The 15,083-nt window shown below is 46.2% G+C and carries 15 protein-coding genes; 11 read left to right on the top strand and 4 right to left on the bottom strand.

Annotation, left to right across the window (positions count from 1 at the left end; genetic code table 11):
* Window positions 1–59: 59 nt before the first annotated feature.
* The 4 genes from F0P93_RS20090 to F0P93_RS20075 all read right to left on the bottom strand — a co-directional run bounded on the left by F0P93_RS20090 (window position 60) and on the right by F0P93_RS20075 (window position 4,199).
* Window positions 60–1,130, bottom strand: coding sequence for a FecR family protein (locus tag F0P93_RS20090; RefSeq protein WP_150879122.1), 1,071 nt, complete (start codon window positions 1,128–1,130; stop codon window positions 60–62).
* Window positions 1,131–1,203: 73 nt separating this feature from the next.
* Entirely contained in the window at window positions 1,204–1,779 is a 576-nt protein-coding gene (locus F0P93_RS20085) for an RNA polymerase sigma factor (RefSeq protein WP_150879120.1), read from the bottom strand.
* A 103-nt stretch (window positions 1,780–1,882) separates the two neighbouring features.
* Window positions 1,883–3,214 carry a xylose isomerase gene (gene xylA / locus F0P93_RS20080; protein WP_150879118.1) on the bottom strand — a complete coding sequence of 444 codons (1,332 nt, stop codon included), beginning with the start codon at window positions 3,212–3,214 and terminating at the stop codon, window positions 1,883–1,885.
* Between the two features lie 298 nt (window positions 3,215–3,512).
* On the bottom strand, window positions 3,513–4,199 hold the full coding sequence (locus F0P93_RS20075) for an NUDIX hydrolase (RefSeq protein ID WP_150879116.1): 687 nt from the start codon (window positions 4,197–4,199) through the stop codon (window positions 3,513–3,515).
* A gap of 219 nt (window positions 4,200–4,418) precedes the next feature.
* Between F0P93_RS20075 and uvsE the strand changes: the two genes are divergently transcribed.
* From uvsE to F0P93_RS20025, 11 genes are all read left to right on the top strand, one after another.
* Window positions 4,419–5,372, top strand: coding sequence for a UV DNA damage repair endonuclease UvsE (gene uvsE, locus F0P93_RS20070; protein WP_150879115.1), 954 nt, complete (start codon window positions 4,419–4,421; stop codon window positions 5,370–5,372).
* Between the two features lie 345 nt (window positions 5,373–5,717).
* Window positions 5,718–6,959 carry a site-specific integrase gene (locus F0P93_RS20065; RefSeq protein WP_150879113.1) on the top strand — a complete coding sequence of 414 codons (1,242 nt, stop codon included), beginning with the start codon at window positions 5,718–5,720 and terminating at the stop codon, window positions 6,957–6,959.
* An 11-nt stretch (window positions 6,960–6,970) separates the two neighbouring features.
* On the top strand, window positions 6,971–7,885 hold the full coding sequence (locus F0P93_RS20060; RefSeq protein ID WP_150879111.1) for a hypothetical protein: 915 nt from the start codon (window positions 6,971–6,973) through the stop codon (window positions 7,883–7,885).
* A gap of 97 nt (window positions 7,886–7,982) precedes the next feature.
* Window positions 7,983–8,363 carry a helix-turn-helix domain-containing protein gene (locus F0P93_RS20055; protein WP_225309568.1) on the top strand — a complete coding sequence of 127 codons (381 nt, stop codon included), beginning with the start codon at window positions 7,983–7,985 and terminating at the stop codon, window positions 8,361–8,363.
* Entirely contained in the window at window positions 8,360–8,758 is a 399-nt protein-coding gene (locus tag F0P93_RS20050) for a hypothetical protein (protein WP_150879109.1), read from the top strand. Before F0P93_RS20055 ends, F0P93_RS20050 begins: the two co-directional genes overlap by 4 nt.
* Before the next feature lie 32 nt (window positions 8,759–8,790).
* Complete coding sequence (locus F0P93_RS20045) at window positions 8,791–11,097, top strand: VapE domain-containing protein (protein ID WP_191908867.1); 2,307 nt, start codon at window positions 8,791–8,793, stop codon at window positions 11,095–11,097.
* A 479-nt stretch (window positions 11,098–11,576) separates the two neighbouring features.
* Window positions 11,577–11,894 (top strand): hypothetical protein, encoded by a 318-nt coding sequence (locus tag F0P93_RS20040; RefSeq protein ID WP_150879105.1) that lies wholly within the window; start codon window positions 11,577–11,579, stop codon window positions 11,892–11,894.
* Between the two features lie 22 nt (window positions 11,895–11,916).
* Window positions 11,917–12,393, top strand: coding sequence for a helix-turn-helix domain-containing protein (locus F0P93_RS20035; protein WP_150879103.1), 477 nt, complete (start codon window positions 11,917–11,919; stop codon window positions 12,391–12,393).
* A gap of 78 nt (window positions 12,394–12,471) precedes the next feature.
* A complete protein-coding gene (locus F0P93_RS31540) occupies window positions 12,472–12,624 on the top strand; it encodes a hypothetical protein (RefSeq protein ID WP_191908866.1) in 153 nt (50 codons plus the stop codon).
* Window positions 12,625–12,650: 26 nt separating this feature from the next.
* A complete protein-coding gene (locus F0P93_RS20030; RefSeq protein WP_150879101.1) occupies window positions 12,651–12,938 on the top strand; it encodes a hypothetical protein in 288 nt (95 codons plus the stop codon).
* A 40-nt stretch (window positions 12,939–12,978) separates the two neighbouring features.
* A complete protein-coding gene (locus tag F0P93_RS20025) occupies window positions 12,979–15,018 on the top strand; it encodes a hypothetical protein (protein ID WP_150879099.1) in 2,040 nt (679 codons plus the stop codon).
* Window positions 15,019–15,083 lie beyond the last annotated feature (65 nt).

The raw sequence follows: 15,083 nt of genomic DNA, 5'->3' as shown, positions 1-15,083 counted from the left end.
GTAGGAGAGAGCGAGTTGTTTTGATCATAAGAATAGGGTGGTTAAGAATAGAAACGCGATTAATCACAGCTTCGACTATGGATGATTACCTGATTATCAACCAGTTCGTAGGTAGACTCGATGGTTAGGCAGATCAACCGGACTTTTTCAAGAAAAGGGACGTCGTTCAGTTGACCGGTGAACGTGCAATTCTTAAGTAGGTTCCGTTCATACTGGATCGGCATATGATAGCCCGCTTCCAATTGATCAAAAATTTCGGTTACCGGTTTATAATTGAAAACATAGTGCTGCGTGACGGGAGCGAATGGCTGTTCGTCTACCAGCAGGCTTTTCTGCTTCACCAATGGACTGGACGGGGCACCGACCTGAAGTTCTTCATTCACCGTCAGCACAACCGATTTCTCCGGCGATTGAACGGTCGAAACCGTTACTTTGCCCGTTTTTACTTTAACAAACGCCGTGGTTTCCTGGTCGAAAGAACGGATTTGGAAGCTGGTTCCCAGTACTTTCGTGGTCAGGTTGTGGGTGTAGACGATGAAAGGCCGGGTCGGATTTTTGGTTACCTCAAAAAAGCCTTCGCCCTCCAGATAAACCTCCCGGGATCCAGCCTTCATCTGTTTCCGAAACCGCACCTGGCTACCCGACGACAGCAACACCGACGAATGATCCGGCAGGAGCACGACCCGACTCTGGTTGGTGGTGTTCTTTACCAATTTCCAGCTTTCTGCACGAACTGCCTGCTCTTCGGAATTTCTGGTAACGTTTGCGGATTGCAAAACGGGTTTGCCGAGTTGCCACCAGACCAGCAGACCAACGACGGCTGCGGCCGACAGCCATTGCGCCCACTGCCTGCGAAACAGGAACGGATGCCCTGAAGCATCGGGCAACTGATCCAGAATGGCTTCGGATTTTTCTTTTACCGCTTCCTTCGTAATCGTTGCGGTTTTTCCCTGGAGAACCAGAAAGGTAGCCACAGCCTCCTCATAGAGTTCTCTTTTTTCGGGATGCAGCGCCAGCCAGGTCTGCCACAGCGCTTGATCCTCCGGCCGTTTTTCGGTAATCCAGGTCCGGAAAGCGTCATTTCCTAAGAAATCTTCAACGCTCGAAAGATCGTCATGTGGCAGGCCCATTGGTACTTTTCGCTTATTTTCATTGATAGTATGAAGATAGAGCCGAACGATACCCTTCTGAAAGGAAATTTTTTTAAAAAATAATACAAATCAGGTAGGAGAGGGGAGCCAGCCACCGACTGCGCAATTTACTGAGCGCTTTTTGCAGGAAATTAGAAACGGATTGCCGGTTGACGTGCATTGTCTCGGCAATCTCCGGAATGGATAAATTCTCGTAATAGCGGAGGTATAAGGCTTCCCGTTCACGAGCGGGCAGAGAAGCCAACTGGGCCTGTATGGCTTTGGTCAGGCTGGCGAAGGATTCCTGATGAATCAGTAGCGTTTCAGAATCAGCTTCGTCCGGGATGGACGTGTCCCAATCCAGTTCCTCAAAGGCCAGCCGTTTCTGTAGCCGTACCGATTGCAGAATGTGGTGCCGCAGGGCTTTTAATAAATAATGTTTAACCGATTCGGTTTCATTGATCTGCAGGCGGTTTTGCCAGAGTTGCAGGAACAACTCCTGAATGGCGTCTTCCACCACGGCTTCATCCACCCTAAATTTTAATCCATAGTGCTTCAGCACGCGGTAGTAGCGCTCAACCAATTGACCTAATGCCTTTTTTTCGCCTTCACGAAAGGATCGCCATAACGCCTGGTCCTGGAAAGTCATAGAGCTTGCTGGATGGAATATGGATAAAAGCACGATACAAATTGTGGTACGGTTCACCTCCTGATTAAGCCAACCAGGAGGTGAGCCGGAACCCGCTAACCGATCAGATGTACTGATTGATGAGACTCTCCAACCATTCCTGCTTTCCGCTCCGGGCTTGCGGCTCACCCTTCTCGACGGTGTAGCTGCGCAAGTCTTCCAGCGTCAGTTTTCCTTCCCGGAAGGCTTTGCCCTGCCCTTCGTCAAAGGAAGCATACCGCTCCGTCCGGAATTTGAGGTAGTCGGAATCGCGCAGCAGGTTATCGGCTACGATGAAAGCCCGTGCAAAAGCGTCCATGCCGCTGATGTGGGCAATGAACAGATCGTCCAGGTCCGTGGAAGGCCGGCGAACTTTGGCGTCAAAATTGATACCGCCCGGTTTGATGCCACCGGCCTGCTGAATGACCAAAGCCGCTTCCACCAATTCATAGAGATTGATCGGGAACTGGTCGGTATCCCAGCCGTTCTGGTTATCACCGCGGTTGGCATCGATGCTGCCCAGCATACCGGCATCGGCTGCGACCTGCAATTCGTGGTCGAACGTGTGACCCGCCAACGTGGCGTGGTTCACTTCGATGTTTAACTGAAAATCCTTGTCCAAACCGTATTGCCGCAGAAAACCGATCACCGTTGCCGCATCAAAGTCGTATTGGTGTTTGGTCGGTTCCATCGGTTTCGGTTCGATGAAGAACGTCCCTTTGAAGCCCTGCTTCCGGGCGTAGTCCCGCGCCATGGTCAGGAATTGCGCCAGGTTTTCGATTTCCCGCTTCATGTTGGTGTTCAGCAGGGACATATAGCCTTCCCGACCACCCCAGAAGACGTAATTTTCACCACCCAGCGTAATGGTGGCATCGATGGCATTTTTGACCTGCGTTCCGGCGTAGGCAAGCACCGCGAAATCCGGATTCGTAGCCGCTCCGTTCATGTAGCGCGGGTTCGAGAAAACGTTCGCCGTGCCCCAGAGGAGTTTCACGCCGGTTTCGTTCTGTTTCTGTTGGGCGTATTCGACAATGTTCTGCAAGCGTTTTTCGTATTCCTGCACGCTGGAACCTTCATCGACCAGATCAATATCGTGAAAGCAGTAGTAGGGAACGCCCAGCTTGGTGATGAATTCAAATGCCGCATCCATCCGCATCCGGGCCCGTACGTTGGCATCGGCGTGTTGATCCCAGGCAAAAACGCGCGTTCCGGGGCCGAAGGGGTCACCGCCCGCTCCGGTGAAAGTGTGCCAGTAGCTAACCGCATAGCGTAGCTGTTCCCGCAGGGTTTTGCCACCAATGAGCTGATCGGGATTATACCATTTGAACGACAGCGGATTCTTCGATTTGGGGCCTTCGTAGGCGATGGCTTCAATTCCTTTGAAATACGTCTTTTCTCCTAATGCAATGGTTGTCATGCGTTGTAGGTTGGTTAAATAATGGTCAATTCAGGGGTTCTAATGGAGGATTTTAGGCCGAACGGGTTAAAAAGCGTTTTCGCTGGATCGGGTTGAACGCCAAAGGGACCAAACGCCAGTCCGCAGCGTCAGCAAAACCGGCATCGTTTACTTGTGTCATTCTGACACTTTATAATAATTGTAAAGTTGACGCTTATTTTTTAATTGTCAATAAGACAACTAAAAAATTTTTCGACAAAATTTTCTTATCCTTGAGAAGAATAGGATTATGCCGGGAAGTGTTCGCGGAAATAGGTAATTAATTGGGGATAAAGTTCAAAAACGAATCGGAGACGAGGTGGTACTTCTCGGCGTCGACCGTGTAGTAGAAGGCACCACGTTTCGAGAATCCTTTCTGTTTTTCCGTCAATTTGATCAGCAAGTTGGTCGACAGAATTTTGCGGCTGAAATTTCGTTTGTCGAACTCAGTATTGTAGATGGCGTCGTAGAGTTTCTTGAGTTGGGGAATCGTAAATTTATCGTTCAGGAGTTCAAAACCGATCGGGTGCTGGGCGGCTTTGTAGCGCAGCCGCTTGATGGCCAGGTCGACCATATCGCCGTGGTCGAAGAGCAAGGGGGGCAAATCATAGATCGAAAACCACTGGGCCTGGAAGGCCCCCGAGATTTTCGACTCGTAATCAGTAATCTTAACGAGCGAAAAGTAGGCCACCGAAACCGTCCGAACGATCGGGTCACGATCCGGATTCCCAAAGGCGTGAAGTTGCTCCAGATACACGTTCGTGAGGCCCGTCAGGTCAAATAAAATCCGGCTAGCTGCCTGCTCCAGACTTTCTTCGGGTTGCAACCAGCCGCCCATCAGCGACCAGGTTTTTTCTTCCAGTCCCCGTTTTACCAGTAACACTTTCAGGCTTTCGCCATCGAACCCGAAAATAATGGAATCCAGCGCCACCAGGTACGGTTGCTGCTGTTTGTATTGATCTAACATAAACTAACGGGAAGGTACCCCAGGCCAATTCGGTTTCGCGAATGTACTAATAAAGCCCCATGATTGACCTGCCATGGCGTCACACAATTCGTGGAAGGGTGGTTTGGAGGTGGTGTGTAGGTTGTACTGACTTGTACTCTGTATCCTAAAGTCCCCGGTGGGAAGCAGGAAGTCGCCGGTTTTGCAAAACCGTACGGGTCGGTTTGTGGTTAAAGCAACATGACGCCGACGCTACTCAACATGGGCTATGCCTGTATTAATCTGACCCTTCAAGCCCGCCAGATCACGACCAATCGGGGCATGATCAAAAAGACCTTTGTCCAAAAAGGCCTGGCGTATGCTTCCGAACTGGCACTGAAAAACGTACAGGATTTGTTAGCGATCGTTGACTGGAATATCGAGCACGGTTTCAGGCTGTTTCGCATTTCGTCGGACCTGTTTCCGTGGGCGTCCGAGTACCGCATCGCCGATCTGCCGGACTTCACCGAAATTCGGGCCACCTTGGAAGAAATCGGCCGTCGGCCCATTCGCCTGACCACGCACCCGGGCCCCTTCAATCAGTTGGCCGGCCAGGGCAGCGTGCTGGCCAATACCCTCAAAGATCTGGAGTATCAGTCGGAGATGTTCGACCTCATGGGACTCAAACCCTCCCACTGGAACAAGATCAACATTCACGTGGGCGGGACATACGGTGATAAAACCGCCACGCTGGCGCGGTTTGCGCAGAATTTTAGCTTGCTTTCGGCCAACTTGCGCGCCCGGCTGACGGTAGAAAATGACGACCGGACCAGCCTGTATACGGTGGCTGATCTGGTGCCGATTTACGAAGCCATCGGCATTCCGGTTGTCTTCGATTATTTTCACCATTCGCTGAATCCCGGCTACCAGACCGAAGAAGAAGCATTCCTGACCGCATACGCCACCTGGGATGTCCGACCGGTTTTCCACTACTCAGATTCGCGTCAGGATCGGGAGGATTCCCACGCCCGACGTGAAGCCCATGCCGACTGGCTCTATTCGCCGGTTCATACATATGGGAAAGAAGTGGATATTGTCTTCGAATCGAAAATGAAGGAACTGGCCGTATTGCGGCTGCGGGGTGAAGACCCCGACCTGCCGCCCGCTATTCAAAAGTTGATGCAGCAGCAGAATGATGAACTGTCTACCTTTTAAACCTCGCTTAGGTGGCCCGATGAACAGATAGAAAATGCCTATAAAGCAAAAAAACGCCCCTTTCGAGGGCGGTTAACTAACTCTGAAAACATCAAGTGCTCCCGAAGCTGGGCTCGAACCAGCGACCCTCTGATTAACAGTCAGAAATTTTTGTTTTTCATTACTTCGTCCTCGTTTCGTAATAAGACTAATAAACAGGTAATTAAGTAATTATTAATGATATTTTTTCGTCTTCCCACTTGTTTTTATGAGCTATTTGTATGCAAATTTGTATGCAAATGGTTTAACCTTCTGATTATCGGTAACTCAGCCGATCTCAAGTTGACAAACCATCAAGAAGCTTTTATGAGTGGGATTGTCAGCCTATACCTAGATACCCGGCGCCAGAAGAATGACGGTACTTATCCGGTCAAATTACGGGTCACTTTCAAACGGAAGCAACAGTACTACACGACCAACATCAACTTAACGGAATCACAGTGGGAAAAAGTTGGCAAACCAAAACCTCGCGAAGATTTCATCAAGGATACTAAGGCTTTACTCGAAACTGCATGCAAGCGGGCCGAAAAGGTTATTCGCGATTTACCAGTATTTACGTTTGAAGAATTTGAGACTCGTTATGCAGGTACAGTAGAAGCTCCATCCAACAGTGTATTTGCAGGATTCGATCGTTACATTGAGCAGCTTACCAACGAAGGTCGAGCGGGAACGGGAAGTAGTTACAGATGTGCTCTAAACGCTATACAAAATTACCACCAAAGCAAAGCTCTGCTATCTTATCGTGATGTTACCCCTCAATGGTTACAAGGATTTGAAAAATGGATGTTAAGTATTGGCAATTCTATTACTACTGTTGGTATTTATTTGCGATCACTACGGACAATTTATAACAGAGCGATCGAAGACGGGGGCATTGACCGGGAAAATTATCCGTTTACAAAGCGCCGGTACCAAATCCCTACAGGTCGAAATGTAAAGAAGGCACTTACCCTTGCTGATATCGAGAAGATATTCCACTACCAGGCTGAGCCAATGAGTGCGGAAGATCGAGCTCGAGATCTATGGCTTTTCTCTTACCTCTGCAATGGGATGAACCCAAAGGATATGTGCCGATTGACATATCAGCAAATTGGATCAAAACAAATTCGATTTGTTCGGGCAAAAACTGAGCGGACCAAACGAGAAGTAAAGCCGATCGTGGTAGCTATTACGGACGATGTTTGGCGAATTATCACTAAATGGGGACAAAAACCTGCTACACCGCATAGGTACGTTTTTGGTATTCTAGAACCTGGTATGAGCGCCGAACGGGAATTAGCAGCCGTGCAGCAATTTGTCAAGACCATTAATAAATATATCGGCCGGATCGCTGAGGCCTTGGGTATCAACAAAGAAATAACGACTTACACCGCTCGACATTCGTTCAGTACGGTTTTAAAGCGATCCGGAGCGCCTATTGAATTCATCAGTGAGAGTTTGGGGCATCAGGATATTCGAACGACGGAAAATTATCTTGACAGCTTTGAGGATGAGGTGAAACTTCAGTATGCCAGTTTATTAACATCGTTTCTTGAACAGAAAAAATAATCTTCAATCTAATGGAGCAGCAACAAAAATTAAAAAAGGTTGAATTGGAAATTAATTTGCTAGAAAGAATAACTATTACCAAGGGTGAACGAATCAAAAAAATTGACTTCTCGATATCTGCGATCGAATTGATCGCAGATATCGAAATAGATAATTTGATTGCTTCTATTGAAGCAGAATTATCTATAATGCTCTATCCTGAAAAACAGGCAGTACCTTACCTTGAGAGTCGATACCACGATTACTGTGATATTTTTCGCAACTTCCGACGATGGCAAGAGGTAAGAACTCAAAGTCGTTCACAAATAATTGAAAATTTAGCTCAAAACTGGGCAAATTCTTTTAATGATAAAGGTGATATAATAAAGGATGACCGAGAAGAAAATGATAATTATTACAATGATTTTAAAGGCGATAGTGAGGTAGAGCCCAAAACCCTTATAGGGCAAATTAGCTGTTATGGCAATGCATTTGCCTGGTCTGGGTTTTTAAATTGGCTACAAAACAGAATTAGGTTTTATGGTGTGATAAATAAAAATGAAAATGTAGTGCTTACTGAAAATGACCATCCCATAGCATTAAATATCACTGAGAAAGCAATAGAAGGACTTTTGAAGGCTTTAACTGGAATTTGTGAGAATATTTCTGAAGAATTGGAAGCTCTTCTACGTGGTGAAGTAAGTGGGAGTCCTTCTTACTTCGCTGTTCGTGCCCAGCAAAATAGTCTTGGATATTTATTCAGGCAAGCACTGGAATTAGGTGAGATTAGAAATCAAGCAACTGAGGTACGCGATTGGCTTTGTTTCTGGTTTCGGCTTGTTGACAAGCGTGGGGTTGTCAAAGAACTAAACTCACGAACCGTGTATGAAGATTTAACTAAAAATCGCAAACCCGCAAAAAATAGCCAGCTTCCTTTTAAATTATAAAAAACAATACCTTATAAGTACCTCAAAGCGTACCCTAGGTATTGTCTTGAGGTATTTTTTTCTTTCTTCTTTACGTCGGTTTTAAAATTTACCGACGATGGTAGTAGACTTCCAAAAACTTCAAAATGATGTCTGCAACATTAAAGAGATGTTGCAGACCCTCCTAACTGATAAGACAAATCAAGAATTAAACAATCATGGTCTGATTGTCAATGAATTACTTACAGTTGGGGAGGCTGCTGATCTGTTGAGCCTTACTTCGCAGACAATCTATGGCCTAGTTTATGAGCGAAAAATACCTTTCAGCAAACAGGGTAAACGCCTTTATTTTATCCGCCAAGATCTTTTGGACTGGGTTAAATCTGGACGTCAAAAAACAGCAAACGAACTTGATGAACAAGCTCGGCAAATCATTGCTGTTCGGCAAAATCGACGACTAACGTCAAAAGAACGCAAGGGAGGGCGTAGAGCTGCATGAATGCTCTCTGGAACTTAAGCTTGCTTGAATGGGAGAAACTGAAGAAAGAACATCCAGACATATCTCCCGATCTCATTTCTTGGCCCGATTTTTCAGATTCCACTCCCATCAAACTTGCTGAATGTATTGCCGCCTGCGTAATAATACATGGTGGAGGTGCTGAATGCAGACACCGGCCAGCTGAAAAACTAAATTATTATACCGGCTATAGAAAGGCCCCTAAGGTAAGGCCTTATTTCGATTTGCGAATTCACTTCAAGGAGAAAGAATATACCGTCAAAGTAATGCAGGGAAATTATGTCGATCCCTGGCGAAAAGGGATCACAGAGACAATTATCAAAGTCAGCAATTTTGAGGAGTTCTGGAAATGGTTTCAGCCACTTCTAAAACAGTAGCCTGCCAATTTAAAGGATCCACATCAATTGCCATGAACGATAAAAAAACTAAGCCTCTGGTTCTGGAGGCTTTGATAAGCCAGTATGAAAGTCAGTACTTCCCCACCAAAGGGAGGCCAATGCCCGATATTACCGTTGAGGACTTCCTTTGGCATATCAGCCGGGATACGTTCAAAAAACAAACCGAGTTCGTTCAGCAGGGTAAAACTAAGGAGGAACGGAAAAAGCTGAAAAACAACGGGCCCAATAAAATCGGACTGTATGGTGTCACAGTTTCGGGAACATTCGCGCAAAAAACGAATGATGGTTTGAAGGCACCGTCCGGATTGATCGGCATTGACCTCGACGATCTAAACGACGAGCTGGAGGATGTCCGTCGGCAGATGATCATTGATCCGTACACCTTCGCCGTTTTTAAATCGATTTCCGGTACCGGGTTGTGTGTGCTGGTCAAAATTGATCCGGCCCGGTTTGCCGATGCGTTTTTAGCCCTGGAGAACTACTATCTGGAGAAATACGGTCGGAAGATCGACGCGGCCTGCAAAAACATTTCACGGCTGCGCTACGGCTCTCATGACCCGGGTGTCTTCTGTTTCCGAGATACGGATGAGGAACGAACGCCGATTCCTTATAATCCGAAGGCGCTGCTCTGGAAGAGCTACCTCAGCAAAGCGGAGCAGAAACGATCGACCATCGGTTCGTTCATTCATACGAAGGACGACCTCGATTTCGTGGTAAAACAGGTCATCGACGAGCGGGTCGATATTACGCCAGATTACCACCAGCGGCTGCGGGTTTGCTTCGCTTTGATATCGGAACTCGGGGAAAGTGCCAGGGCAATCTTTCACGAGATTTGTAAAAATCAGATTGCCTCCCCGTACGATTTTGAGAAGGTAGACAAGATGTTTACCTACGCCCTGGGGTATGGATCGCGTGAAATAAAAATTGCGACGTTCTACTACCTGGCCAAAGAAGCCGGTTTGCAGATCATGACGCCGAAAACGAAAGAGATCGTTTCGGTAGCATCGATGTACAAAAAGCAGCACGGCACGGTGGAGGGTGCGGTCGATCACCTAAAAAAGTTGGAGATCCCGGAAGAGGAAAGCCGGGATATCGTCAAACAGGTTTTCGCAACTCGGGAGGAAATCAAATCGGATGAGACGCTTTACGACCAACTGGAGCTATTCCTGCGAAGTAACCATCCAATGCGTTTTAATGAAATTACCCGCTATTATGAAGATGAGCAGGGTATTGTTCAAGATCAACGTCGGTTAAATAAAATCTTTGTGGCCGCCAATAAGCTGCTCCCCAAGGTCACCTATCCGATGTTCGATATTTTGATCAAGTCGGATTTCACACCTTCGTATAACCCACTACGTAATTTCTTCCGAGATAATGAGGATCGCAAGCCAACGGGAATTATAGCCGCACTTGCGGCTACGATCGAAACGGATACCGGTTTCGGACCTGGCCAATTCTTTCCGGACTATAAGGAGTTCTTTATTCGAAAATGGCTCATCGGAGTTATCTCATCTGTCTATGATCAGCCCTGCCCGATCGTTCTCGTTTTAACCGGCGCGGCCAACACTGGAAAAACCTCATGGTTCCGACGGCTATTTCCAGAAGAGTTACGGCCATATTTTGCAGAATCAAAATGGATTGATAACCGGGATAACGAAATGGCAATGTGCTCCAATTTGATATCGTTTAACGATGAGTTTGGAAAGAACGGACTTCGTGATCACGAACACTTTAAGAGTCTGGCTTCGAAGGATTTCTTCACGCTGAGGGAACCGTATGGCCGAGGCCTCATTAAACTTCGACGATTGGCCGTCATGTGTGGTACGAGCAACCCCAGAGAGGTAATTCCTGATCCGCACAATAATAGACGTGTAATTCCGATCAACGTCATATCTATTGATTTTAGGGGATATAATGCCATCAATAAAACTGATCTTTTACTCGAGGCTTATCATTTATTTAAAGCTGGAGAGCGTCACGATCTTACGCAAAATGACGTGCAGCGCCTTCAGGAAGTGACAGGAGGTTATTACGATGTTCCGACCGAACGCGACCTGATCGAAAAGTATTTCACGATTCCTAAGCTGGCAGATAAGAAAAACGCCATGCTATGGAGCCAAGGCGAAATTTTGGAATATCTGACTGGGGTTACAACCATTAAAAATCTGAAAGGGAAAATCATTTCCCAAGAAATGAAAGCGATGGGATTCCCTTATTCAGACAAGGAGTACTACGCTCCCGAAGGTAAAGGTAAACGGGGCTTTTACCTTTACCTTCGATCTGTTGGACCTAAACCTAACTCAGCGCTCAGTTTTTGAAGTGGGCGAAGTGGGTCATAAATGGGAGAGAAGTGGGATATTGATTAAAATATTGATTTACAATCATTAAGTCTTCTTATTATTCTATTCTATCCCACTTCTCCCAGATAAATAAGGAATAAAGATATGAGAGTGAAAAACAGTGACAATACATAAAGCAGTTGGAGGAGTGAAAAATAATTCCATATGTTATAGACAAAAGTTAATTAAAAGAGTGGGAGAAGTGGGATACTTTGTAAGCATTTAAAAGTCAATGCATTGTCGAAAAATCCTTAAAATAATTTTTCTCCCACTTTTCAATTTTAATCACACAATGGGGAAAAACAAACTACTCAATATTATCCACTGCACGGTTTATATAAAAGTTATTTTAGGCCACAATTCTATATCATTCGGTCATTGGAACAATATCAGTCGATTGTAAATGAAATTCGAGAACTTGCTGAAATTGATTCACCACTTTAAACTTTCAAAATCTTATGCCAAAGTCAGATCAAAAAGTTCTCAGCATTACTACAGTTCCAGTTTCTGGTCTGTGGTTAGTCGGCCGCTACACTGATAGCGAAGAAGGAGAGCAATTCAAAGAGAAGGTTCATCTTTTACATACTATCCTATGGGAGGGAGAAAACGGTGACCTTCCCCATGTCACTTATCGATTAGTAACTCTTTCTGACATTCAGGATGATGGTTATTCAGAACTTGACAGCTCTTATGATTCGTCGAGGTATATTGGGGTAATTGATGAAAATGAAAACTTCATTAATCTCGATAAGAGCGAAAATTTACCGGTTTCTTAAAATTTCAATCTATATCCACACCATGGAAAATCAATCACAACGAGGAACGCCCACTAAGTACAAACCGGAGTACGCTGCCATTGCTCGCCAATACTGCCTAATGGGAGCTACGGACATCGATTTAGGTAAACAATTTGGTGTTTCTGAAAAGACTATTAATAACTGGAAGAAACAGTATCCCGATTTTTTACAGTCAGTCAAGGAAGGAAAATTAATCGCTGATATGAATGTGGCGGAAGCTTTCTACAAACGCTGCATTGGCTTTGAACATCACGAAGTTACACGTGAAGGAAATGCGCCGTTCAATCCCAGTACTGGCGGTTACGATAAGGCGCTCCTCAGCGTGACCAAAGTCGTGACCAAATACATTCCTCCGGATGCCGGGGCCGCACTCAATTGGTTGAAAAACCGACAACCGGAACACTGGCGGGATAAGGTTCATATTGATCTGGCGGCTGAGATTGATTTAACAATGAATTTAGGGGATTCCGAAGGCTAGGAAGAGGAAAATTGATTTCTAAACACAATTCACACTAAAAAGGATCTGGCTCGGGAAGTTAAAATCTACCAATGGATCATGGCTGGTAGAAAAGCAACAAACGATCCGATCGATGCCTATAACCACGCCATCGATGCCGTCCGAGGTGCGGTGTTCACCAAATACAACAAACCGAAAATGGGGCCTGCCAAGGTTCGTCGTACTTGGATTCTGGGTCTTAAAATGATTTAAAAAATTACGAATCCACCCATTTTATCATGGCAACAGAAAAAGCAAATGAATCTCTCGTTGAGATGAAATTAACCAAGGCAGCTACTGAAAAGCGGATCTTCGATCTGAACCAGCTGATCAAAGATTTGGGAAACCAACGCGAAGTAATCTGGAATTCACTTATGCAAAACATGATTACTGGCGGGGAGCACAATGTCTACTATGTGGAGATCGAACAACAATGGCAACAACATCTTGCGGATATGGACCAACAAAAACAGAAACTGAGATCGATTCGTTGGGCCCTAAGTTTTACCGATCGCTCAAGATTATAGTTGCTTTAACGTACTATCAACAATTCATATAAGCTGTTTCATGGAAAATGGAATTTACTTTTTCGGGCAAGCGGGGTGGCAATGGGTCGCCGAGGTCGATTACGCAATCAATTACCAGGCGAATGATTTAACCTCTCCTGACTCGCTGGAATTGAGTTACACGAATCAATTCAATTTACCGAATACGCTGGCAATTCAGAAAATCCTGGAACATGCTGAACAATTGGACGCCGGTGGCCAGCATCCCTATAAACTCATTCCTGCCCGGATCATTGAAGATGAGGAGACTATCTTCGATGGCCGGGCGGAACTAAAAGGATTTCAAGGGATCTGGAAAGTCGTCATTTACGAAAATCACCGTGGGCTGTTCGATAGCCTGGGGGAAAAATCCATTCGGGATCTGGATCTTTCCCGGCTGGATCATCCCTGGACACTGGACGAGATCAACGCGCGCGCCGGGGCTACGGAAGGCGTCTGCTACCCAATTTTAGATTATGGAACCGTCAGCGAGGGTATTGTGCCCCAGGATGCCATATTTCCAAGCGTCTTTGTCCGCGACGTCGTCGCACAATCTTTGCAGGAAGAGGGCTATAAACCGGTGGGTGCCTGGCTGGAAGATCCGCTATTTAAGGCAATGGTGTTGCCCTTCTGCGAAGCCGAGCCGGTCAGCCGGGATCAAAACTGGGTAGATGCCCGACGGGCGCGGGTAACACTTGCTGATGCCTCAACGATTGATTTAGTCAATAGGGGGTTAAATCGGATACAGCCGTTCTCTATTGACAACCGCGACCCGTTCTTCTACGACGGCAAGACGGATAATTATAACCCGACACTTTTCCAGTATAAAGCCGATACAGCCATGAGGTTGCGGGTTGTTGCATTCCAGGAGTTTGTTGCCCACGTTCATTTAGGAGCTCCTGAGGTTATGCTAATCATTGAGGTAAATGGGTCTAATGTCCACCAGGGATACTGGAGTAAAACCCTTTATAATACATCTATACTCGTCGAAAAACGGGATCGAATCGAAGTGGATACTTCCGTCCTGCTGAAAAAAGATGACGTTGTAAAAATTAGGTTGACGGTCAGAAAACGAACTAATATTGCTCAATACCAGGTTAAAATTTTCCAAACCAGTGAATACGCCTACGCCAGCTTTGAGCCAGATCCGATCGTTTACACGGGCGATAAGTGGTTGGTTGCCCGAAACCTCCCCGATCTGAAATGCTCTCTGCTTCTAAAGGCCATTGCGTTCCAGATGTCGGGGTGGTTTAATATTGACAATCAGCGCAAAACGGTAGAGTTAATCAAGTTGACCGATCTGACCAACAACCGGGTAAATGCAGTTGACTGGTCGGCAAAGGTTGAGGAAAGTGAAGCGCCGGAAGTTCAGTTCCGGATCGAGCCGTATGCCCAGAAAAACTATGTGAAATACAAAGAGCAGGACGGCGTTGACAAAGGGTATGGAGATGGGGTTATTCGTTGTGAAAACACGGCACAGTCAACCGAAACGGCCCTTTTTGAGTTGCCCTTTTCGGCGACTATGCCCTCAACCCGGCAGGTAGGTGATTTTGGTTCACCGTTACTGATTGAAACGCGCACGATCATTGGCAAGGGAGATACCATCCAGATCAATAAAAACTCCACCAGTCCACGTATTATTCTGGTGGAACCAACGAAAACGTTCGAGGTAGCTACGCAGATTCTCGATATCAACGGTAACATCAAGCCAGCCACGGTAACGCTGACCGGTTGTTGGTTTGCCCGGCGCGAAAATTCCATTGTAACCAATGAGAATAACTTCTCGCTGGCTTTTAGCCCGGTGCCTGGCCAAGTCAGTGAAGTGCCTTTGATCGGACGGTACTTCGGCGGTTTAAAGCGGGTCCTTCGGCGCCCTAGGGTATTTATTCCTTCCCTGTATTTGCGCCCGGTCGATATGGCCACGCTTAATCCAAATCTTCCAATCCGTCTCAAAAACGTTCGAATTGGGGACATCGAAATAGCGGGTGGGTATTTTTATCTGAATCGGGTGAACAATTATCAATCGGGTAAGACGTGTACTGGGGTACTGATCGCGTTTTAGAGTGATTGTCCAAATTGTATAGAAAAACAGCCTGTTTACTCTTTGGCCAAGCTGTTTTTCCAAAG

Source organism: Larkinella humicola, from assembly GCF_008727875.1.
GTDB lineage: Bacteria > Bacteroidota > Bacteroidia > Cytophagales > Spirosomataceae > Larkinella > Larkinella humicola.
This window is presented reverse-complemented; position numbering and strand designations above follow the sequence as displayed.